Here is a 22614-nt window from a genome sequence, read left to right as displayed (position 1 = left end):
GGAAACCCGGAGAATCTGCCCTCTTTGTGAATCCGCTTCACAACCGTGGCCAATCCGTTTCATTTTGTGGCGCTGCAGCGCAAGGCTAGAATGGTTCGTTCGCCCTCGCGCTGCCGCTCGCCGTTTCCGATACAACAAGACTAGAGCGCCCCGGCATTCCCGCGCGATGCTGGCGGGCTCCCACAATAATTGCAGTGCACTCTCCAAGGACGGGAATCATGAAACTGGTCATCGGCAACAAGAACTATTCGTCGTGGTCGCTACGCCCGTGGCTGCTCGCCAAGCAGGCCGGCATTCCGTTCGAAGAGATTCGCGTGCGCCTGCTGAGCGAGACCTTTGCCGCCGACGTGGCGCGTCATTCGCCCGCCGGCCGCGTGCCGGTGCTGGTGGACGGCGACATGAACGTGTGGGATTCGCTCGCCATCTGCGAGACGCTGGCCGAGCGCTTTCCGCGCGCGCAACTGTGGCCACAAGATCCGAAGGCCCGCGCGCACGCCCGCTCGATCTGCGCGGAAATGCACAGCGGCTTCACCAACCTGCGCAACAACATGCCGATGAACGTGACGGCCGTGTTGCCCGGCATGGGCTGGAACGTGGCCGTGCAGCGCGACATCGACCGCATTGCCGCCATGTGGACCGAGCTGCGCCAGAAGTACGCGGCAGAAGGTCCGTTCCTGTTCGGCCACTTCACGGTGGCCGACGCGTTCTACGCGCCGGTGGTCAGCCGCTTCGCCACGTACGGCGTGCGTCTGCCGGAGGCCGCCAAGACCTACGCCGATTACATCCTCAATCTGCCCGCCATGCAGGAATGGATCGATGGCGCACGTGCTGAGCATGACTTCCTGGCCGACGACGAGCCGTACCGCACCGCGCCGGACGAAGACACGCTGGTCGCGGCCAATCAATGACGGAACGCGCAGCACAGACGGAAGCCATCGTCGATCCGGCCACGCACGGACTGGATGTATATGCCGTAGGCGGCGCCATTCGCGACGCGCTGCTTGGGCTGCCGGTGCAGGACCGGGATTACGTTGTGGTCGGGGCCACGCCGGAAGCCATGGAGGCACGTGGCTTTCGAGCGGTCGGCAAGGATTTCCCGGTGTTCCTGCATCCCGCGACGCATGCCGAATACGCACTCGCCCGCACCGAGCGCAAGACGGCTGCCGGCTACAAGGGTTTCTCGGTCTACTACGCGCCGGACGTCACGCTCGAAGACGACCTGATCCGCCGCGACCTGACCATCAACGCGATGGCGCAGCGCGTGGCGGAAGACGGCGCGCTGGTCGGCCCGGTGGTCGATCCGTACGGGGGACAGGCCGATTTGGCGTCGCGCACGTTTCGGCATGTGTCCGATGCGTTCATGGAAGACCCGGTGCGCATCCTGCGCCTGGCGCGGTTTGCTGCGCGGTTTGCCGATTTTCATGTCGCATCCGAAACCAACGCGCTGATGCAGCGCATGGTGCAGGCCGGCGAAGTCGATGCGCTGGTGCCCGAGCGTGTGTGGCAGGAGATTGCACGCGGCCTGATGGAAGCCCACCCGCAGCGCATGTTTGCCGTGCTGCGGGATTGCGGTGCGCTGGTGCGCCTGCTGCCGGAACTTGACCGGCTGTGGGGCGTGCCGCAACGCGCCGACTATCACCCCGAAGTCGATACCGGCGTGCACACCATGATGGTGATCGAAACGGCCGCAGCGATGGCGACGTCGCTGCCGGTACGCTTTGCTGCGCTGGTGCATGACCTCGGCAAGGGCACCACGCCCGACGACATCCTGCCGCGCCACATCGGCCACGAAGAGCGCAGCGTGCCGCTCATCGAAGCGGTGTGCCAGCGCCTGCGCGTGCCGACCGACTGCCGCGAACTGGCACTGGTGGTTGCGCGCGAGCACGGCAACATCCATCGCTGCGACGGCTTTGATGCGGCGGCGCTGGTGCGTCTGCTCGAGCGTTGCGATGCGCTGCGCAAGCCGGACCGTTTCCGTCAGGCGCTGCAGGCGTGCGAGGCCGACGCACGTGGCCGGCTCGGGTTTGAAGACCGCAGCTATCCGCAGACGGAACGCCTGCTGAGCGCGCTGGCGGCTGCATCGTCCATCGACGCGGGCGCTGTCGCCAAGCGTTATGCCGAGAACCCGGCGCACATCAAGCAAGCCGTGCATCAGGCCCGCATTGAGGCCGTCGCGCAGGCCGGCGTCTAGGTCCGACAACTAGGCTGGCACGGCCAGCCGCTGCGACATCGCAAACAACTTGAGGAAGAACGCCCGGAACGCCTCGGGGTCGGGGCGCGCCGTGGTCTGCTGCGTGCCGATGAAGCATAGATGCGCGATGCGGCCCCAGAACGCGGCGTCGTCGGGCACACCTCCGTGCAAGCCGCACAGTTGTGTGGCGAAGGCCAGCCGCTGCGAATCCACGCGTTCGAGGTATTCCGCCACCAGTGGCTCGCGCATGGCCCACGCGCGGATGGCAACTTCGCGCCCCGGATGCATCGATGCGGCCACGTCGAGGTAGCGCATGAGCAGTGTCTCTGCGGTGTCGTCGGGTTTGACGAGCGAAAGGATGCTGCCGGTATAAGCGCGTTCCCACTCGGCCAGGAGGCTGCGCACGTAGTCGTTGCGACTGCTGAAGTGGTGATAGAACGCGCCGCGCGTCACGTTCAGGCGGCGCGCCAGGCGCTCGGCCGAGACTCCATCCGCGCCATACATGTCGAGCAGTTCAAAACCGGCTTCGATCCAGCGCGTGCGGGTGGTTCTGGGCATGGCGGTGTCCTCGTGCAGAAACTGACAGGCTGTGTATGGTGCGCGGCCGGCCGGTATTGTAAGTGGCGTCACCATTCACCTTTTGGCCATGCGACATTTCATCGTAGTTGGTGCGGGCATTGCGGGGCTGAACGCCGCACGGCATCTGCAGCGTGCAGGTTGCGCCGTCACAGTATTCGAGGCGGCGCGCGCTCCTGGCGGCCGCATCCTCAGCGTGCCGTTTCACGGGCGCACCATTGAATGCGGCGCGCAATTTGTGTCGTCGCGATATCGCTACGTGCTGCCGTTGCTGCAGGAGGCAGGGTTGTCCTCACGGCTGCGCAAGACTTCGGCCGTGGCGGCGCTGCAGCGGGAGCAGGACTTCCATGCCGTGCATTCCAAGCGGCCATGGACGCTCGCCACCGCGGGCCAGCTAACCTGGAGCGAGACATGGCAGATGCTGCGAGGCGGGTTTGCCTCAGCGCGCGACGCTCGTGGCATTGACCCCAGTCACTACGCCAGTCTGGCGGCACTCGACGAGGCCGACGCGCAGGACTGGGCCGCACGCGTGTTCGGCGGCGCTGCCACGCGGTACGTCTTTGAACCCATGGTGCATGGCTTGTACTTCCATCGGCTGAAAGGCACTTCGCGGGCGTTGCTGGCTGCCCTCAGCGCATTCCGCGGTGCAGATACGCTGACCGTCGAAGGCGGCTGGCAGGCGCTGCCGCGCGCAATGGCCGCATCGCTCGATGTGCGTTACGGCGCCAACGTCGAACAGGTTGCTGAAACACTCGATGGCGTGCGCCTGTGCGTCAACGGAGAGTGGATCAGTGCCGACGGCGCGGTGCTCGCCACGCCTGCACATGCAACACGGGCGTGGTTGCCCCGTCCGACGCTGGGCGAGGCCGCGGTCCTCGACGCGACCTACGCGCCGAGCATCCACGTGGCCCTGGGCCTCTCCCCTTCATGGTCGGCACCGAAGGTATTCGCGCAGGCGTACGGCGCGCTGTTTTCGCCTGTGGAGGGCGGCCCTTTGGCGGCACTGACGTTTCAACCCGGTGCAGGGCGTGGCGATGGCCCCATCGTCTGTGCGATGTTCGGCGAGCAGGCCGCGATGCGCGCCATGCCGCAAAGCAATGACATGCTGATCCGCCTTGCCATTGAGGCAATGGCAGCGCATTTGCCGGGGGTGGAGCGCGCCGTGGTGTCGGCGCATGCGCAACGCTGGGCCGCGGCCGAGCCGCGATCGCCCGTCGGCCGCGCACGTGCCATTGCGGCATACCGTGCCACGCTTGGCCGTGATCGTCGGATCGTGCTGGCGGGCGATTATCTCGGCAGCCCGTGGACGGACGGCGCCGCCGAGTCCGGGCATTGGGCCGCCGGCCATCTGCTTGCTGTGCGCCTCCCACGGGCGGAGCGCGCCACGCTGGCCCGGACCGTGGCGTGACGCTGCCGCTGCGCTTACTCGAACGGCGTGTCGTTCGGATTGGCGTACAGCGCCTTCAACTGATCGTTCATCGGGAAGTTGAAGTTCAGGTTCTTGGGCGGCACGGGCTTTTCGAACCACTTGGCGTAAAGCGTTTTGATCTCGCCGCTCTTCATCACACCGACCATGGTGTCGTCCACGAGTTTCTTGAACTGCGGATCGTCCTTGCGCAGCATGAAGCCGTAGGCTTCGAACGATTGCGGCGTGCCGGTCACGACCCAGTCGTCGGGCTTTTGTGCCAGCGTGCGTGCGCCGGCCAGCAGCACGTCATCCATCATGAACGCCGCCACGCGGCCGCTTTGCAGCGTGAGGAACGATTCACCGTAATCCTTGCCGCTGATCACGTTCATGTTCATCTTCTTCTCGTCGTTCATCTTGCGCAGGATGCGTTCTGACGTCGTGCCCGCGTTGGTGATGACCGACTTGCCCGCCAGGTCGGGGAAGTCCTTCACACCCGATTTCACGTTGGTCAGCAGGCGCGTGCCGGCGATGAAAAAGGTGGTCGAAAACGCGGTCTGCTGCTCGCGCGATTTCAGGTGCGTGGTGACCCCGCACTCCAGATCCACCGAGCCGTTCTGCACCAGCGATGTCCGGTTCTGCGACGTCACCGGAATCTGCTTGATGTCCAGATTGGGCTTGCCAGTCTTTTTCTTGACGGCGTCGATCACGCGCGAGCAGAGGTCGGCCGAGAAACCGACGATCTCGTTCTTGCTGTCACGGTAAGAAAACGGAATGGACGATTCGCGCACGCCGATCAGGATCGTGTTGCTGTCCTGGATTTGCTTGAGCGTGCCGTCCAGTGCCTGGGCGTGCGCGCTGATCGCGAGCAGGCTGGCCAGCGCCAGCGGGATGAATCGGATACAGCGGGTGGTCAAACGCATACTTCCTCCAATGGTTGTGGTGCGCGGCCTGTTGTGTTGCGGCCGTCTGTGCTTTGGCTTCGTGGTGATGAGTGCGGAGAGTCTTAGCGGCCGAACCAGCTGCGCAGCGCTGCGGCACTGGCCACCGGCCGATGCAGCGCGTCGAGATGCCGTCGCAGGTTGGTGACGAGCGCCGCGTTGTCGGGCGCCGTGCTGCCGTCGGGCAGCGCCATGTTGTTTTCGAACCCCAGGCGCGCGTGGCCGCCAAGCAGCGCTGCGCTGAGCGCGCATTCGGCTTCGCGCGGTCCGAATGCGCACATCGCCCATGGCACGTCAGCGGTGATGTCACCGCCGTCAGCCCACGCCTGCAGGAAAGGCAACAGATCCGACGGATCGGAGCGCTGGCCTGCGCTGTAGCGGCCGAGTACGAACAGCACCCAATGCGGTGTGTCGGGCAGCACGCCCCGCGCACGCAGGTCGCGGTAGCGCACCACGTCGTCGGCGGAATAGAGGATGTACTGGATGGCCGTGCGCGCAGCGGCAAGCTCGCCAAAGAAACGCGCGGCTTGCGCTTCGTGCGCGGCCTCGGGCGCCAGCTCGCGCAGCGCGGCGGAAATCGCTTCTGGTTGCAGCGCACGCACCGATGCCATCTGCTGTTCGGGCGTGTAGATGCCAACGGCCTCGGTGGTGATCTGAATCACCAGCGCATCGCCCACGGCGCGTTGCACGGCGGCGATGGCCGGGCGGTAGTCCTCAGGCTCCAGGCTATGCGTGCCGTCTGGGCGGCGCACATGCAGATGCAGCATCGCCGCGCCGGCATCCACGCATTGGCGCGCGCAAGCGGCCAGTTCGTCGGGCGTGATCGGCAGCGCGGGGTGATCGGCGTGCGTCTTGCGCGCGCCGTTGGGTGCCACGGCGATGGCGATAGGCCGGGTCACCATGCGGCCTCCTGAGCCCTGGCAGTGGCGGCGTCCACCGCATCGCCCAGGCGTTCGACGATCGCGTCGATGTCCTGCGCGGTGGCGATGAACGGCGGCGCCAGCAGGATGTGGTCGCCGCGCCGGCCGTCAATCGTCCCACCCATCGGATACACCATCAGTCCGCGCTGCATGGCTTCGGCTTTCACGCGTGCGTGCGTCTTGCATGCAGGTGCCAGCGGCGCCTTGGTCGCGCGATCCGCCACCAGCTCCACGCCAACAAACAAGCCGCGCCCGCGTACATCGCCCACGTGTGGGTGGTCGGCAAAGCGCGCGCGCAGCGCCGCACGCAGTTGTTCGCCACGCGCCTGCACGTTGGCGAGCAGGTTGTCTTCCTCGATCACCTTCTGCACTTCCAACGCGGCCGCGCACGCCGTTGCGTGACCAATATAAGTGTGGCCATGCTGGAAGAAGCCGCTGCCGTTCGTGATGGCGTCGTAAATGCGGCGATTCACCAGCGTCGCGCCGATCGGCTGATATCCGCCGCCCAGGCCCTTGGCAATGGCGACCATGTCGGGCACCACGCCATCTTCCTCGCATGCGAACAGGTAGCCCGTGCGGCCCATGCCGGACATCACCTCATCGAGCAACAGCAGCACGCCGTGGCGGTCGCACACCGCGCGGATCTTGCGGAAGTAGTCGGCCACCGGCGGCACCGCGCCGGCCGTGGCGCCCACCACCGTTTCAGCGACGAAGGCCGCGACATTTTCCGTGCCGAGTTCGACGATCTTTGCGTCCAGCTCATCGGCCAGGCGCTGCACGTATTGCGCGTCGGTCTCGCCATCCAGACGCTCGCGATACGCATAGCACGGCGATACGTGGTGAGCCGGCACCAGCAGCGGCAGGAACGGCTCGCGGCGCCACGCGTTACCGCCAATCGCCAGCGCGCCCAGCGTGTTGCCGTGATAGCTCTGACGCCGCGCGATGAAGTACTGGCGCTGCGGCTGCCCAATCTCGACAAAGTACTGGCGTGCCAGCTTGAGCGCCGCCTCAATCGCTTCGGAACCGCCCGAGACGAAATACACGTGATCAAGATCGCCCGGCGCGGCAGCGGTCAGGCGCGCGGCGAGTTCTTCCGCCACGTCCGTCGTGAAGAACGACGTGTGCGCATAGGCCAGCGCGCGCACCTGCTTGCAGATCGCGTCCACCACGCGCGGGTGGCCGTGGCCGAGACATGAGACGGCGGCTCCGCCGCACGCGTCGAGGTAGCGTTTGCCGTCGGAGTCGATGAGGGTCATGCCCTCGCCGCCGACAGCGGTGGGCAGCGTCTTGCGCGGGTCGCGGTGGAAGACGGAGGTGGTAGACGGTGTCATGAGCGGTCGGGAGGTCAACGTGGGGTGGGCGGCACAGCGACAGCCGCTTCACTGCGGCGGGCGCTGCGTACGTAGGCGGCTTGTTGCTTGAGCTGGGCGTCGCTGTCGGCGAGGTGCGCGAGCGCGATTGGGCCGGCGTGGCGGAACCACGTCATCAGCAGCGCATCGAGCAGCGCCATGGGCGCGGCCAACGAATGGAAGAACGACGGGATGGTGACGGGCGCGACGAGCTGTTGCCACGCCAGCTCGGCGCCGGGGGCGATGGCGCTGTCGGTCACATACACGAGGCGCGCCCCGCGCGCATGCGCGTATTGCATCGCCTCGATGACCTCGCGCGTGTACGGATCAAAGGTGACGGCCACGACGATGTCGCCCTCGCCGCAAAAGCGCAGCGGGTCGGCCAGCGTGTTGCCGCTGCCGACACACAGCGTGACCTTGTCGTCGAAAAGCTGGGCGGCATAACCGAACGCATGTGTCAGCGCCAGGCAACTGCGTGCGCCCAGCAGATAGACCCGGCGCGCCTTGCAGAGCGCGGCGGCCACGGTATCCAGCGCCACCAGGTTGACTGGCGAAAATGCCGCCTGCACATGCGCACCGATGGCCATACCGATGCGCTCAGCCTCTGATGCGCCTGCCCCATCGTCGCCCTGCAGTGCAGTGGCGCGGCCGGCAAAGCCGTCGGCCTGCTGGCGCAGGTGGGCCACGCAGATATCACGCAGCGCGGCAAAGTCATCAAAGCCCAGCGCGCGCGCCAAGCGCGAGAACGTGGCAGGTGGGAGGTCGCAGCGGCGCGCCAAGTCCCGCATCGAAAGCAGGGCGATGTCGTGCTGGTGCGTCTCAAGCAACATGGCAGCACGCTGCAGTTGCGGAGAGAGATCGCTGGCGCGGTCGCGCAGCGTTTGCATGAGCCCATCGAACGTCATGAGGTGACCGTTTTGATTCAACTGTTTCGTAAACTACGTAACTGAAACAGTTGAGTCAATATCGGATTCACCCTGGGGCCGCGCACGAAAACAAAACGGCCGCACCTCAAGCGTGCGGCCGCAATGGGCAAACAAAAACGGAGGCCGAAGCCTCCGTTAGCTATGCGTGATGCGCGCGTTTCAGGTTGCCGGGGCGTCGAGCTGTTCCATGCGGAACTGGAAGAAGCCGGCGCCGATGAGGCCAAGCAGGCTCAGCGCCATGCACGTGCAGGCCAGAATCATCACCGCGCCCAGCGACGAAACCCCGCTCATGAGCGGCGTATGCATCAACGCCGACAAATTGCCGCCAACCCACATGGCCGCGACGAGGGCCATCAAGCACGTCAGCGCTGCGGCATTGCGCAACCACGTCAACCGCGTCTTGCGGCTGATGCCGTCGAAAGCGTGGAAATGGAAGTGGTGGTGACCGGTGCCAACGAGTGCCATGGAGAATCTCCTTGTGCTTGCCGTTTGATAGCGTTGAGTCACTATACCGAGACCTGCGACAGTTTGGCGCAGTTTGCGTCGCTAGGTATACCCTGAGCTGCGCTGCGTCAAGAGGCTTGGGTACATTTTTTGTGAGTGCGACACTGCGCCGCAGATCGTAGGCTGGCGCGGCAAATCGGGAGATTGCGGGTGCGGGCGATTGGCGCCGCAGAAATGAAAAAAGACCTCGCGAGGAGGTCTTTTTTGTTGCCCTGCAAAATCGATTGATCTTGAAGAGCGAGGAATTTTGGTGGCCTGGGGCGGAATCGAACCACCGACACGCGGATTTTCAATCCGCTGCTCTACCAACTGAGCTACCGGGCCAAGCAAAGAAAGGCAAGTATGACAGGGGTTGGGCCTTGCCGTCAAGCATCTCTGAGCACTTTGATGATTACGCGGCCGGTTCGCCCTTGTTGCGCGAGAGTTCGACGCCCAGTTGCTTGAGCTTGCGGTACAGGTGGGTCCGCTCCAGGCCGGTCTTTTCTGCCACGCGCGTCATGCTGCCGCCTTCGCGCTGCAGGTGGTATTCAAAGTAGGCGCGTTCAAAGAGATCGCGCGCTTCGCGCAGCGGCATGTCGAACGAGAACTGCATGCCGCCACCTTCGGCTGCGCGGGTCGGTACGCCATTGATATCGGTGCGATCGAGCGCGGCAGGCGTACCTGCTGCTGCGGCGTTGGGCATGGCACCTGCGAGGCCTGCCGCCGGTGTGGCAGCCGGCGTTGCCGAGCGCGGCCTTTCCTTGCTGCGCGACAAGCCCTGCTCCACCGCCGTCAGCAGCTTCTGCAGTGCGATGGGCTTCTCCAGGAAATTCAGCGCGCCGATCTTGGTCGCCTCAACGGCGGTGTCGATGGTGGCGTGGCCCGACATCATGATGACGGGCATGGTCAGCAGACCTTGCGATGCCCATTCCTTGAGCAGCGTTACGCCGTCGGTATCCGGCATCCAGATATCGAGCAGGACGAGGTCGGGCGTTGCGTTCGCGCGGTATTCGCGCGCGCGCTGCGCGTTCTCGGCGACTTCAACAACGTGCCCTTCGTCTCCGAGGATTTCGGAGAGCAACTCCCGGATACCCATTTCGTCGTCGACAACGAGGATGGTGGCCATGCTTTTCCTCTATGTGCGGCGGGATTGCCGTCCGCGCTACGCGAGTTTTACGAACAGTATGGAAACCTGGGCGCCGACGGTGTCGGTACCCGATGTGCCCGATGTTGTGTTGGATTGGCGGTTGCGCAATTCGATACGCGCCCCATGCTCGTCCATGATTTTCTTCACCATGGCCAAGCCCAATCCTGTGCCCTTGGCTTTGGTCGTGACGTACGGCTCGAAGGCGCGGTTGAGGATGCGGGAAGAGAACCCGCCGCCGTTGTCCGCGATCGCAAGCCGCACGGCCTGCCGCCGCGCGCCCGAGGCGTCGTCGTATTCTACCGTGTCAGTTTGCAACATGACATGCGGAGCGGGTCGCCCTGCCGCTTCATTCTCCGCTACGGCGTCCTGCGCATTCTGCAGCAGGTTGTGGATGACCTGGCGCAGTTGCGTCGGGTCACCCTTGATGAGCGGCAGATTGGCGCCCAGCTTGGCCTCGATGACGGGGTGATCGCGGCGGTCAGGGTGATCGATGCCGTACAGGTGCAGCACTTCCGCGGCAAGCGCGTTGAGGTCCAGCTCCTGCAGCATGGCCGGCGGCGTGCGGGCGTAGTCGCGGAAGTCATCGACCATGCGCTTCATCGCCGACACTTGGTTGACGATGGTGGTGGCGCCGCGTCGCAACACCTCGGCGTCGGCGTCCGACAGCTTGGGTGAAAGCTTCATCTCCAGGCGCTCGGCCGAGAGCTGGATGGGCGTGAGCGGATTCTTGATCTCGTGCGCGAGGCGCCGCGCAACCTCGCCCCACGCCACCGAGCGCTGCGCGGAGATCACGTCGGAAATATCGTCGAACACGACCACATAGCCGCGCTCGGTGCCGTGCGCGCCCACCGACGGGCCGGGCAGGCGCGTGCCGCGCACCAGCAGCGTGAGGGGTTCGTCTTCGTCTTCGAGCGGAATTTCGACCTGCTTCTGCCAGTGGGCCACTGCGCCGCCGGCGGCTGTACTTGCGTCTTGTTCAGCGAAGGCCTGTTCGACCACTGGCGCGAAGGCTGCCACCGGCGTGATGCTGGTCAGCGCCTGGCCGACCCACGCGCCGAAGGGCTGTTTGAAGATGCGCTCGGCACCCGGGTTGGCAGTCAGCAGTACGAAGCGATGGTCGAACACGAAGACGCCCGCGGTCAGGTTGGTCAGCACGCTCTCAAGATAGGCTTTCGATTGCTCGAGTGCCGCCCGATTCTGCTCAACGGCGCGGCGCGCGTCGGCGAGCTGGCGCGTCATCTGGTTGAACTGCTGGGTGAGCACACCGAGTTCGTCACGCGTATGCAGTTCCCGCTTGGGCGAGAGATCGCCTTCGGCCACTTCGCGCGTGCCCTGGAGCAGCATTAGCAGCGGCCGTGCCAGCTGTGCGCCGAGCAGCAGGGCGAGCATCACCGCGATAAACACCGCCAGGAACAGCGTGAGCGTGAGCGTGCCGATGTACATCTTGCGCAGACCCGTGCGGCCGAGCGCTTTCTCCTGGTATTCCTGGTAGGCGCGCTGGACAGCGTCGGCATTGCGGGCGAGCGCCTGCGGCACCGGTTGTACGAGCTGCAGGAAGCGTTCATCGCGGCCGCTTTCGCCGATCAGGCCGAAGCCGCGCGAGGTGCTGCTGCCATCTTCCGGCCGGCGATCTGCCAGCAAACCGGTGCCGGCCCATTTGCGTGCCGGCGTGTTCAGTCCGATGCTCGGCTCGTCACGGGAAGACGTGCCCAGCGCCACCACCACATGCAACTGGTACAAATCGTTGCGGCGGCCGTTGTTGCGCGGCGTGGGTGCGGAGGCGGCCGGCGCGGAGGCGCTATCGGTTTCGGTATCGCTGCCGCCTTCCAGGCTGGCGTAGCCGCCCGGTGCGCGGGCCTGCTCGAGCACAGCCTGGTCGGGCAGGTTTGGGACGAGCGTGTCGTAGGTGTTTGACGCGGTGGCAATTACGCGGCCGCTGGCCGTGAAGATCGTCGCCTCCTGTACGCCGAACTGCTCGCGCAATCGATTGAGCGTGATGGCCGTGGCCGAGGCGGACCCATCGCCCACTTGCTCGGCGATCAGGCGGCCCTTGTTCTGCAGGTCGGCCAGCGCCGTGTCCATGGTCGAGCGGCCGAGGTTCAGACCTGCCTCGAGCGCCGATTCTACCTTCACGTCGAACCATGACTCGATACTGCGCGACACGAACTGCAGCGACACCAGATAGATCAGCACCCCCGGCAGAACGCCCACCACGCCGAAGAACACCGCCAGCTTGGTCATCAGCCGCGTGCCGAACTTGCCGCGCCGCGCGCGCAGCGCCAGCGCCAGCATCAGCCCGCCGATGATGACCACCAGCAGCACCCCGATGACGAGGTTGACCTTGTAGAGCAGCGTGAAATACCGGTCAAAGAACTCGGTGTTGGCCGATGCGGCAGCCAGCAGGCCCACCAGCACGATCGCCAGAAAGACGATGGTGCCTGCCACCACCTGATAGAGCAGCCGCTTGTAGCTGCGATCGAAGATCATTTGGCGGGCGCCAGCAGCGGGCCTGCGCTGGACGGGCCAGCGCTCATGCCCCAGCCCGGATTGGGCGACAGGCCAGACGAACCGGAAGCCGGCGGGGACGATGCTGGTGCGCTGGCCGGTGGCGCAGCAGGCGCGGGCGCCGGGGCTGGCGGCGGCTCATTCGGCACCAGCAGGTTGAAGCGCTTCCATTCGGAGCTGAGATTCCAGTCGCGCGTGTTGACTGCGTTGATCTGGAACGGCTTGGGCAACTGCGTTACGTCGAGGCGCATGCGCACTTCCGCCTGCACGGTTTCGCCGGCCTTGACGGCGCGCTGTTCGAACACGCGCCAGCCGCGTACATGCTGCATGAAGTCGACGGCGTCTTTCAGCCGTGAGAACGGAACCTGCAGGCCGCCGGTCGACACGCGATACTGGCGCGTGAGCGGGTGGTACGAGAGCCGCACCACGCGCGTGGCGCTGATGGCGTGGTCATCGAACCAATACCAGCGCGGGCGGATCAGCTCGAATTCGACGAGGAAATAGAGCGCGATGCCCTTGTTCACCGCGTCTTCGAGGTTGCTGGGCAGATCGAAATCGAAATCGGCGGAGAGGTTCCAGCCGCCGTCGGCGTATTCGAGCTGGGCCCGGTTGATTTCGATGGATTGTGCGGATGCCGTGACCGGGCACCATAGGAGCAGCATGCCCAATGCGACCAGCGCGACCAGCCGTTGCAGAATCTGCAGGAACCGGGATTGCAGCGACCGGATCGATGGGCGAAGGATGACAGTCACAACGGTCGGTGCATCAGGGCCGTTTCTGGAAAACCGCGTAAAAGAAGCCGTCGTGATCGAGCGGCAAGGGCGACGCGCCGGGGGCGAACCCGCTGGCCTGCGCCGCATCGGGCGAGACTGGCAGCAACTGGCCGGGCGCGTGCAATCGTATCGCATCTTCCAGATGGCGTTCAAACCATCGGGCCTGGTCCTCGCCTTCCGTCGGAAAAATCGAACAGGTGACATAAACCAGCTTGCCACCGGGCTTCAGGCATGCCCAGAGGGCGCGCACGATGTCACGTTGCAGCCCCGCCAGGGCCTTGAGGTCGGCTGGGCGGCGCAGCCACCGGATGTCCGGATGGCGCCGCACGATGCCGGCGGCCGAGCACGGCACATCGGCCAGGATGCGGTCGAACGGCCGGCCGTCCCACCAGGTGGCCGGTTTGGCCGCATCGCCGACGCAAATGGTGGCGGTCTGGTGCAAGCGCGCAAGGTTCTCGCTAATGCGCACGGCGCGCGCGGCATCCGACTCGAGCGCCGTCACGTCCAGGCGGTCAGCCAGTTCAAGCAGATGGCCGGTCTTGCCCCCAGGTGCGGCGCACGCATCGAGCACGCGCTGGCCGGGCGCTGCGTCGAGCAGCGTTGCCGCCAGTTGCGCCCCGGCGTCCTGCACCGAGACATCGCCATCTGCAAAACCCGGCAATTCGGCAACGGGGACGGCGCGCGCAAGGCGAACGGCTTGCTCGCCGATGCGCTCGGCGTCGATGCCGGCTTCCGCCAGGCGTGCGAGATACGCGTCGACGGCAATCCGGCGTGGGTTTACGCGCAGCACCATTGGCGGGCGGCGGTTGCCTGCGGCCAGGATGCCTTGCCACGCGTCGGGATACGCGCTGCGTACGGCGTCGATCCACCACGTTGGGTAGTTCGTGGCGGCCGACGGATCCGCCTGCATATCCGCGACCAGCGCATCTTGCTCACGCAGGAAGCGGCGTAGCACGCCGTTGACCATGCCCTTGCCGTGCGAAAGCTTCGGATCAGCCGAGGCCGCCGTCACGGTCTGGTCGACCACCGTAAACGGTGCATACGGCTGAGGATCGTCCAGCAATTGGGCAAGCGCTACGCGCAGCAGATTGGCGGCGCCTTCGGCGGGCGGGCGCGGGATCAGCGTGCGGATCAGCCAGTCGGTGCTGCCGAGCCAGCGCGTAGCGCGGTAGGCGAGATCCTGGACGGCACCCCGCACCGGGGCGGGCTGGCCCTGGCAGACGGCATCGATGGCCTGCGGCAATGCCGTGCCCTGCCGCAGCTTGCCCAGGGCGGCGGCGGCAAGCGACAAGGCGTGGGCGAGGGAATCGGGCGGCAGGCGCATTGGGCGGCAGGAAATCAGGCGGACAAAATGCAACGAGCCCGCGATGGGCGGGCTCGTGCGGACTGCGGAAGTATAAAGGAAGCGCCCCGTCGGGCTGCCGCTTTTACGCCGGATATTGCCCCGTCTGCGCCATCTGCATCAGGCGCGCAATGCGCTCTTCCGTGGCAGGGTGCGTGCTGAACAGGTTGGCCAAGCCGCCGCCGTGCAGGGGGTTCATGATCATCATCTGCGCGGTGGCGGGGTGGGCTTCAGCAGCGGCAAACGGAATGCCGGCGGCATAGCGGTGGATCTTGTCCAGCGCCGAAGCCAATGCCTGCGGGTCGCCGCTGATGGTCGCGCCCCCACGGTCGGCTTCGAACTCACGCGCGCGGGAAATCGCCATCTGGATCATCGCTGCCGCCAGCGGCGCGAGGATCGCCACCGCAATCCCGGCGATCGGGTTGGCGGGACGGCCTTCGCTGTCGCGGCCGCCGAAGAACACGGCAAAGTTGGCCAGCGCCGAGATCGCACCGGCCATCGTGGCCGAGATGGTCGAGATCAGGATGTCGCGGTGCTGCACGTGCGCTAGCTCGTGCGCCATCACGCCGCGCAGCTCGCGTTCCGACAAGATATTGAGGATGCCTGTGGTCGCGGCCACGGCGGCGTGCTCCGGGTTGCGGCCGGTGGCGAAGGCGTTGGGCTGGGCCTCGTCGATGAAATAGACGCGCGGCATGGGCAGGCCAGCGCGGCCGGCAAGCTCCTGCACCATCCGGTAGAACTGCGGCGCGCTGGTTTCGTTGACTTCCTGCGCGTTGTACATGCGCAGGACCATCTTGTCGGAGAACCAGTACGAGAAGAAATTCATGCCCAGCGCGAACAGCAGCGCCAGCATCATCCCGCTGCGTCCGCCGATCATGCCGCCGATGACGATGAACAGCGCGGTAATCGCTGCCATCAACATGAAGGTCTTGATCCAGTTGAACATGGGGGCGTGGCTCCTGTGGGTCTAGGGTTCGACGAGTTCGTTAGATCGCGATAATCGCTGAAAATTCAAGGGTTTGCGCGGGACTTGCGCGATATTTCGCCGCAGATGTCGCTTGACTCATCAACGGGTGGTGAACGCCAGTCGCGCACCAAGCCCAATGAATGCCGTGCCGACCACGCGATCGAGCCAGCGCTTGATGCCCGGCTTGCCTGCCACGCGGCGCGTGACGCTGGCGGCCACCCACGCCACGAGGCTATTCCAGATCGTCGACATGACAATGAACACCGCGCCCAACGTCAGGAACGCCAGCGCCTTGTGGCTGGCGTGCGGATCGACAAATTGCGGGAAGAACGACAGGAAGAACAGCACGACCTTCGGATTCAGCACATTGGTGAGAAAACCCTGCATGAAGAGCGACTTGAGCGGACGCGGGCGCTTGGCGGTGGACGTTTCCGCTTCTTCGACCGGGGCGTCCTCGCGTTCGGGCGGCGCCAGCAGCATGCGGCCACCCAGGTAGATCAGATACGCCGCGCCCACCACCTTGATGACCGTGAAGGCCACGGTGGACGCCGCCAGCAGTGCCGTCAGCCCGAACGCGACTGCCAGCACATGCACGCAGCAGCCCGCCGATACGCCCAGCGCCGACAGCAGCCCCGCCGCCCGTCCTTGCGAAACGCTGCGCCCGACGATGTAGGCCGTGTCGGGCCCAGGGGTCACATTCAGCAGAAACACCGCCAGCATGAAGAGCGGCAGATTGACAATGCCCAGCGCGGTCATGGCGAAATCCTCTTCTCTCTATATATAGATGGGGCGATTAGTCGCGCGACGCGAAGCGCTGGCCGGGCTGGATTGCCAGGCCTTGCAGGAATTCGCGTGCGGGCAGGCGTTTGCCGCCTGGCTTCTGCAACTGGGTCACGCGTAGCGCGCCGGCGCCGCAGGCGATGGTGACGCCCTCCGCGTTGGCGGCCAGGACGGTGCCGGGTTCTGCATCCGCCGGACGGTCGGCCAACGCTTGCGCTTGCCAGAACTTGATCGTCACGCCATCCAGCGCGGCAGATGCACCGGGAAACGGATTGAACGCATGCACCTGGCGCAGCAGCGCGGCGGCTTGGAGCGACCAGTCCAGCGTGGCTTCTTCCTTGGCGATTTTTTCCGCGTAGGTAATGCCTTCGGCGGGCTGCGGCGTGGCGTCCAGCTTGCCGTCTTGCGCCAGCTTGGCGAGCGCCTCCACCACCATGCGCCCGCCGAGCGCGGCCAGCGTGTCGTGCAGCGTGGCGGTCGTGTCGGTCAGGCCGATGGGCACGCGTTCCATGGCGATCATGTCGCCCGTGTCCAGGCCCGCATCCATCTGCATGAGCGTGATGCCCGATTCGGCGTCGCCCGCTTCGATCGCACGGTGGATGGGCGCGGCACCACGCCAGCGCGGCAGCAGCGACGCGTGGATGTTGATGCAGCCAAAGCGCGGCAGATCGAGCACTTCCTGTGGCAGGATCAGGCCGTAAGCGGCAACGACCATCACGTCAGGACGCTGGGCAGCCAGGGCGTCGATGGCTTCGGCGGCTTCCTGTGGATACTTGCCCGTGCGACGCAGCGACGGCGGCTGGAGGATCGGTGCGAACCCATGCGTCACGGCGTATTGCTTGACGGGACTCGCCTGCAATTGCATGCCGCGCCCGGCCGGGCGATCCGGCTGGCTCAGTACGGCAACGACGGGGAAGCCGGCCTGATGGATCGCCGCCAGGGCAATCTGCGCAAATTCAGGCGTGCCGGCAAACGCTACGCGAAGGGTGGACGTCATGGATGGAGAACCGAAAACGAGGGGAGGCGCGCTACACGACAGCGTAGCGCATTGGGCTTAGCGACGGCCGCGATGCGGGGTGTCGGTTAGCGGCACGATGGGCTCGGGCGACGGCAGCGCCTCGGACACGCCATTGCTGCGCCGCTGGAACAGCGAGAAGGTTTCGTTGGTGTCGCCGGGGCGGCTGCCGCGCCACACCATTTCCCAGTTGTTGCCGTGGGGGCGGCGTCGGGCATGTTCCGGGCGTTTTTCGAGCACCAGGATCAGGTCGCACGTGCGCGCGGTCGGGTTCGGGTGGTGATCGTCGCCGGCACCGCTGTGACCTAGCAGCCATTTGACGGGGCGCACGCCAGTTTCGTAGTGCATCAGTGCGCGTTCGCTTTCGCCCATGCCGCGCGTGGCCACGCAGATCTGCGCAGATTCGAGCACCGGCTTGATCGCCTGGAACAGCGGGCGGTAGCTGCGGGCGTCATCCACCCAAGGCATCAGCAGGGTGCCGAGCAGGCCCCACACCATGCCCAGGCCTGCCGCCCATGCGACCACGCCGGAGCGCGCTGGCCGCAGCCACACGCAGGCAGCCCACAGCGCTGTGATGCCGCCGGCCGCCAATACGGCGACCGGATGGATCAGCATGTCATATGGCAGCGGCAGCACGCGGCCCAACATCTTGGCCAGCCAGCCCGGCAGCAACTGCCCGCCGCTGGTCACGAGCGCGCCCCACACGGCCCAGACCACCAAGCCCAGCGCGCCAAACACCGCCACCGCCGCGCCCCATGCACGCGCGCGCCACGCGGGCGCAATCAAGAGCAGCATCGGCGCACCTAACAAAGCCAACGCGGGTTGCAGCGGCATCAGGTACACATCGCGCAGCACGGCCGAGCGCAGCACCACAGCAATCGTGGCCAGCACGAACAACGCAACGACGAGGTGCCCCTGGTACGGGAGTAGCCACGCCGTGCGCGCGCCGTGCCCGCGTTGTCGCACGAGCTTGTACAGCGACACGCCCAACACTGCTACCGCGGGCCACACCGCGGGCGTGCCGGTCAGGAAGATCGATCGGATGGTCGTCGCTAGCGACCCTTTCTCGCCACCCAGATGCGAGAAGCCGAAGAAGCGGCCGAGGTTGTTGACCCAGAACCACTCGATGAACAGGTCCGGCGATTCGCGCCAGAAGATGGCCGGCCAGATCACTAGCCACGGCAACGCCACCAGCAGCGAGAGTCCATAGAAGCGCCATGCCTGGCGGTTGCGGAAATCCGGCAGCAGTGCGATCGCCGCCAGCAGGGTGATCGCGAACAGTCCTGGCACGAGTACGCCCTTGCCCAGGAACGCGACACCGATGCCCGTGCCGAACCACAATGCCGGACGCAGCACGTCGACGCCCTTTGCGCCCCCGGCTTCGCTCTCTTTGACGAACCGCACGAGGCCATACAGCGCTATCGCGGTGCCAGCCAGCTGCGGGACATCGGCAATGAACTTGTGGACGTGCTCAGCCAGTCCGATGCAGCCGGCAAACAGCAGCAGCGCGCCCAGCGCATAGTCGCGCAGCGCAGCGCCGCCAGCGTCGAGCCCGGCTTCCCGGCGTGCAGCCAGCGTCAGCCCGGGGCGTCCGCGAGCGAGGTCTGCGCCGACGCGCAAGCGCCAGTCGCGCGCTTCGCTGCGGAGCAGCCGTGCCGTTCGCCAGACTGCCCAGCACGTCAGCGCCATCCAGAACAGCACCGCCACGCGCACGGCTTCGTGCGGCGGCATGTCGGGCAGCGCCAGCGCGGCCAGCGCGCCCGTCCAGTACATCAGCGGGGGTTTTTCGACGAACGGCTCGAAGGCGACGTTGGGAACGACCCAGTCGCCGCGCTCGATGATGTTGATGACGATGCCGAAGGAATACGGCTCGTCGGCCTTCCAGGGCGCGCGCCAGAACGTGCCCGCAACAAAATACGCGCACAGCATCAGCACGACGACGGCGCGCCAATGCCGCACCAGCAGTGCCGACAGGCGGCGCGCGCTGGTGTTCGGGCCTGCGTCAGCGGGAGCGATCGGCATCAGCGGGATGGAGCGAGGGTGCGCGCCGACGTCGGCAGGCATGGGAACGCATTCAACGCTGCGGTACCGCGTCGCGTTGGTGCTTCTTGAGCTTGGAGCGGATGCGCGTCTGCTTGAGCGGCGAGAGGTATTCGACGAAGACCTTGCCCATCAGGTGATCCATCTCGTGCTGGATGCACACGGCCAGCAGATCGTCGGCCTCCAGCTCGAAGGTTTCACCCTTTTCGTTCAGTGCACGCACGCGCACGCGGGCCGGGCGGTCGACCTTGTCATAGATATCAGGCACCGACAGGCAGCCTTCGTCCCAGACCTTGTGCTCGTCACTTGTCCAGATGATTTCCGGGTTGATGAACACGCGAAGCTCGTCGCGCGACTCCGACACGTCGATGGTGATCACGCGCTCATGCACGTCGACCTGCGTGGCGGCCAGACCAACGCCGGGCGCCTCGTACATGGTCTCGGCCATGTCGGCCACCAGTTTGCGGATGCGGTCATCTACAACGGCAACCGGTTTGGCGACTTTGTGCAGCCGCGGATCAGGGTATTGCAGGATATTCAGTAGGGCCATGATGCTTGGCAACAACGGTTGCAGAAGGCCACGCTAACGAGGGGTTGCCTTCAATTGCGATCGCTTGGAATGTCATGCAGAATCGGGGGCGCTATCCGCCACATGGCTTAGGAAAAAGCCTGACGAATGTTGGATGCCATACCCCTCTTGCTGCGACGCAGAACTGCGTACAGCTGCGGCGGTGAGGCGTCGAACAGGCACGCGGACCACTCGCCGATTCTTCATAGAATAATGCGCCATCGTAACACACCGATGCACTCTCAGCCCGCCATGCAAACCGCCACGAAAGCGCGCCAGCCTTACGTTTGCGCCCTGTCGGCGGTTGCCGCGGCAGCGCTTTTCTGCATGGGCGCCGCCCACGCCGCCGAGCGCACTGTGACGCCGGCGCAACAGGCGCAGGCCGCGACGGCTGCCCAAGCGGGCATCCCCGAATCCGAACTGTCCGCCACCGCGCCCGCGCAGTACACCGTGCGCCGTGGCGACACGCTCTGGGCAATCTCGGGCAAGTACCTCAAGCGGCCCTACCGCTGGCCCGAACTCTGGGGTATGAACCGTGAGCAAATCCGCAACCCGCATCTGATCTATCCGGGCCAGATCCTGTATCTGCATCACGCCAATGGCCGAGCCTGGTTGTCGAGTTCGCCGGCATCGGCGGATGGCAGCACGGTCCGCCTGTCGCCGCATACCCGCGTGTCGGGGCAGGATGGTGATGCCATCTCGAGCATTCCTTCCGCCGCTATCGAGCCTTTCCTGACCCAGCCGATCGTGGTGGATGAAGACACGCTGGCCACGCCGGCGCGCATCTTCTCGCTGCCCGAGGGCCGGGTTTATCTGGGCAAGGGCGAAACCGCCTATGCCCGCGGTCTGCCTGCAGGTGACGGCGGCCAGGCCGGCACCGAATGGCAGGCGTATCGCCCGGTCCGGCCGCTCAAGGATCCGGTGACCGGCAACGTGCTCGGTTACGAAGCCGACTTCCTCGGCACGCTGCGCGTGGTGCGCGCAGCGACCGGGCCGCAGGCAGTGACCAAGGTGGAAGTGCTGTCGTCCAAGGAAGAGATGGGCGTCGGCTCGCAACTGATGCCACTGCCCCCGCGCGTGCCGGTGCGCTATGTGCCGCATGCGCCGGAAGGCGATGTGCACGGCGCGGTCGCCAAGGTCACCGGCGGCGTGCGCTTCGGCGGTACCGACCAGGTGGTCGTGCTGAACATCGGCAGCCAGCAGGGGCTCGAGCCGGGCCACGTGCTCTCGCTGGCGCGCGCTGGCGCCGTCGTGAAAGACGCGACGGCCGGCAATGAGGCCGTGCAACTGCCCGCTGAGCGCTACGGCCTGGCCTTCGTGTTCCGTGTGTTCCCGCACGTAGCCTATGCGCTGGTGACGGACGCATCGAACGCCGTGGAAGTGGGCGACAGCGTCAGCAACCCGATGTCGCCGCAACCTTGAACTACGCGCTAACGCAGTCCTTGATTTGACCGACGCATCTCAGGTCGCGGCGCCCGCCGCGGCCGATTCCACCGCTTCCCCCTCCTGTACACGCGATCCGGCTGAACTGGCCGCGTGGCTGCGTCTGACTGAAACCCCCGGCGTTGGTCCCGTTGCCGCGCGGCAGTTGCTGGCGGCCTTCGGGTTGCCGCAAGACATCTTCGCCCAGCCGTATGCCGCGCTTGCCAAGGTGTTGCCCGAGCGGCAAGCGCGCGCGTTGCTTGCCGAGCCCGACGACACGCTTGCGGCGCTGATCGAGCGCACCGTCGCCTGGGTGAACGAGCCGGGCAACGCCATCTTCACGCTGGCCGATCGCGGCTACCCGCCCCGCCTGCTCGAACTGCCGGACCCGCCGACCCTGCTGTACACCAAGGGCGACGCCTCCCTGCTGCGCGCTGCAGCGGTGGGCGTGGTGGGCGCGCGCAGCGCCACGGCCGCCGGCATCGACAACGCCCGGGCGTTTTCCCAGGCGCTGTCGGCGGCGAGCGTGACGATCGTGTCGGGCCTTGCGCTCGGCATCGATGCGGCGGCGCATGAAGGCGCGCTTGCAGGCCCGGGGAGCACCATCGCAGTCGTGGGTACCGGGCTCGATATTGTTTATCCAGCACGCAATCGGGCGCTGGCGCATCGCATTGCCGAGGCTGGCGTGATCATCTCCGAATACCCGTTGGGGATGGGCGCGCGCGCCGAGAATTTCCCACGCCGCAATCGCTTGATCTCGGGTTTGGCGCGTGGGCTGCTGGTGGTGGAAGCGGCGGCGCAGTCCGGCTCCCTCATCACCGCGCGTCTGGCGGCCGAGCAGGGGCGCGATGTGTTTGCGATTCCCGGGTCGATCCATTCGCCACTGGCCAAGGGTTGCCATCTGCTGATCAAGCAAGGCGCCAAGCTGGTGGAAACCGCTGCCGATATCCTGGATGAACTCGGCTGGGGGCGTGCTGCCGCGCCGGCTAAGCGTGCGACGCGCGCGGCCCCTGTCGAGGCGCCTGCTGACGCGCCGGTTCCTGCCGCGCGTCCGGCGGCAAGTGCTGCCGAAACCGCGTTGCTCGATGCGCTCGGTTTTGATCCCGTCGACCTGGATACCTTATGTGAACGCACCGGCCAAGCTGCTGCTGCCCTCTCTGCACAGCTTCTGGCGCTGGAGCTGGATGGCCGCGTGGAGCGTCAGCCCGGCGGGCGCTTCCTGCGGCTTCCGTGAAAGCGTGCCTACAATAAGCGCGACCCGTTC

At 66.0% G+C, this 22614-nt stretch carries 20 protein-coding genes and 1 tRNA gene; 5 read left to right on the top strand and 16 right to left on the bottom strand.

What is annotated here, in order from left to right; genetic code table 11:
- The first annotated feature begins 218 nt into the window (after positions 1-218).
- Together NG898_RS09900 and NG898_RS09895 are read left to right on the top strand one after the other, a co-directional pair.
- On the top strand, positions 219-908 hold the full coding sequence (locus NG898_RS09900) for a glutathione S-transferase family protein (protein WP_024977082.1): 690 nt from the start codon (positions 219-221) through the stop codon (positions 906-908).
- A complete protein-coding gene (locus NG898_RS09895; RefSeq protein WP_252692145.1) occupies positions 905-2191 on the top strand; it encodes a multifunctional CCA addition/repair protein in 1287 nt (428 codons plus the stop codon). Before NG898_RS09900 ends, NG898_RS09895 begins: the two co-directional genes overlap by 4 nt.
- A gap of 9 nt (positions 2192-2200) precedes the next feature.
- Here the strand turns inward: NG898_RS09895 and NG898_RS09890 are convergent, their stop codons facing one another.
- Entirely contained in the window at positions 2201-2749 is a 549-nt protein-coding gene (locus NG898_RS09890) for a TetR/AcrR family transcriptional regulator (protein ID WP_102064141.1), read from the bottom strand.
- A gap of 88 nt (positions 2750-2837) precedes the next feature.
- Between NG898_RS09890 and NG898_RS09885 the strand changes: the two genes are divergently transcribed.
- Complete coding sequence (locus tag NG898_RS09885; protein WP_252692144.1) at positions 2838-4175, top strand: protoporphyrinogen/coproporphyrinogen oxidase; 1338 nt, start codon at positions 2838-2840, stop codon at positions 4173-4175.
- 14 nt (positions 4176-4189) lie between these two features.
- On the opposite strand, the gene NG898_RS09880 is transcribed toward NG898_RS09885, so the two are convergent.
- The 15 genes from NG898_RS09880 to def form a co-directional block, all read right to left on the bottom strand.
- Entirely contained in the window at positions 4190-5095 is a 906-nt protein-coding gene (locus NG898_RS09880; protein ID WP_252692143.1) for a glutamate/aspartate ABC transporter substrate-binding protein, read from the bottom strand.
- An 83-nt stretch (positions 5096-5178) separates the two neighbouring features.
- Positions 5179-6015 carry a beta-keto acid cleavage family enzyme gene (locus NG898_RS09875; protein ID WP_252692142.1) on the bottom strand — a complete coding sequence of 279 codons (837 nt, stop codon included), beginning with the start codon at positions 6013-6015 and terminating at the stop codon, positions 5179-5181.
- Positions 6009-7364, bottom strand: coding sequence for an aspartate aminotransferase family protein (locus tag NG898_RS09870; RefSeq protein WP_252692141.1), 1356 nt, complete (start codon positions 7362-7364; stop codon positions 6009-6011). The genes NG898_RS09875 and NG898_RS09870 overlap by 7 nt, the downstream gene beginning before the upstream one ends.
- Positions 7365-7378: 14 nt before the next feature.
- The gene (locus NG898_RS09865; RefSeq protein WP_252692140.1) at positions 7379-8287 is read right to left on the bottom strand and encodes a MurR/RpiR family transcriptional regulator; all 909 of its coding nucleotides are present in this window, start codon (positions 8285-8287) and stop codon (positions 7379-7381) included.
- A gap of 180 nt (positions 8288-8467) precedes the next feature.
- Positions 8468-8773: a hypothetical protein gene (locus NG898_RS09860; protein WP_024977076.1), complete on the bottom strand. Its 306-nt coding sequence runs from the start codon at positions 8771-8773 to the stop codon at positions 8468-8470.
- A 287-nt stretch (positions 8774-9060) separates the two neighbouring features.
- Positions 9061-9136, bottom strand: a tRNA-Phe gene (locus NG898_RS09855).
- 67 nt (positions 9137-9203) lie between these two features.
- Positions 9204-9917, bottom strand: a complete 714-nt coding sequence (locus tag NG898_RS09850; protein ID WP_252692139.1) for a response regulator — start codon at positions 9915-9917, stop codon at positions 9204-9206.
- Positions 9918-9953: 36 nt separating this feature from the next.
- Positions 9954-12425, bottom strand: coding sequence for a sensor histidine kinase (locus NG898_RS09845; RefSeq protein ID WP_252692138.1), 2472 nt, complete (start codon positions 12423-12425; stop codon positions 9954-9956).
- Complete coding sequence (locus NG898_RS09840; RefSeq protein WP_252692137.1) at positions 12422-13195, bottom strand: DUF4390 domain-containing protein; 774 nt, start codon at positions 13193-13195, stop codon at positions 12422-12424. Before NG898_RS09840 ends, NG898_RS09845 begins: the two co-directional genes overlap by 4 nt.
- A gap of 13 nt (positions 13196-13208) precedes the next feature.
- Positions 13209-14540 (bottom strand): 16S rRNA (cytosine(967)-C(5))-methyltransferase RsmB, encoded by a 1332-nt coding sequence (gene rsmB, locus NG898_RS09835; RefSeq protein ID WP_252692136.1) that lies wholly within the window; start codon positions 14538-14540, stop codon positions 13209-13211.
- Positions 14541-14643: 103 nt separating this feature from the next.
- The gene (gene htpX / locus NG898_RS09830; RefSeq protein WP_252692135.1) at positions 14644-15504 is read right to left on the bottom strand and encodes a zinc metalloprotease HtpX; all 861 of its coding nucleotides are present in this window, start codon (positions 15502-15504) and stop codon (positions 14644-14646) included.
- A 120-nt stretch (positions 15505-15624) separates the two neighbouring features.
- Positions 15625-16281, bottom strand: coding sequence for a LysE family translocator (locus tag NG898_RS09825; protein WP_252692134.1), 657 nt, complete (start codon positions 16279-16281; stop codon positions 15625-15627).
- 37 nt (positions 16282-16318) lie between these two features.
- Entirely contained in the window at positions 16319-17302 is a 984-nt protein-coding gene (fmt, locus tag NG898_RS09820) for a methionyl-tRNA formyltransferase (protein ID WP_252692133.1), read from the bottom strand.
- Positions 17303-17359: 57 nt separating this feature from the next.
- Positions 17360-19384: an ArnT family glycosyltransferase gene (locus tag NG898_RS09815; protein ID WP_252692132.1), complete on the bottom strand. Its 2025-nt coding sequence runs from the start codon at positions 19382-19384 to the stop codon at positions 17360-17362.
- Positions 19385-19394: 10 nt separating this feature from the next.
- A complete protein-coding gene (gene def, locus NG898_RS09810) occupies positions 19395-19910 on the bottom strand; it encodes a peptide deformylase (RefSeq protein WP_252692131.1) in 516 nt (171 codons plus the stop codon).
- A gap of 252 nt (positions 19911-20162) precedes the next feature.
- On the opposite strand from def, the gene NG898_RS09805 reads away from it, so the two are divergent.
- Together NG898_RS09805 and dprA are read left to right on the top strand one after the other, a co-directional pair.
- A complete protein-coding gene (locus NG898_RS09805) occupies positions 20163-21350 on the top strand; it encodes a LysM peptidoglycan-binding domain-containing protein (RefSeq protein ID WP_252692130.1) in 1188 nt (395 codons plus the stop codon).
- Between the two features lie 25 nt (positions 21351-21375).
- On the top strand, positions 21376-22584 hold the full coding sequence (gene dprA / locus NG898_RS09800; protein WP_252692129.1) for a DNA-processing protein DprA: 1209 nt from the start codon (positions 21376-21378) through the stop codon (positions 22582-22584).
- Positions 22585-22614 lie beyond the last annotated feature (30 nt).

The organism is Ralstonia mojiangensis, assembly GCF_023955645.1.
In the GTDB taxonomy this organism is placed as follows: domain Bacteria; phylum Pseudomonadota; class Gammaproteobacteria; order Burkholderiales; family Burkholderiaceae; genus Ralstonia; species Ralstonia mojiangensis.
Note: the sequence above shows the minus strand (reverse complement) of the source record. Positions and strands in the feature narration are given on the sequence as shown.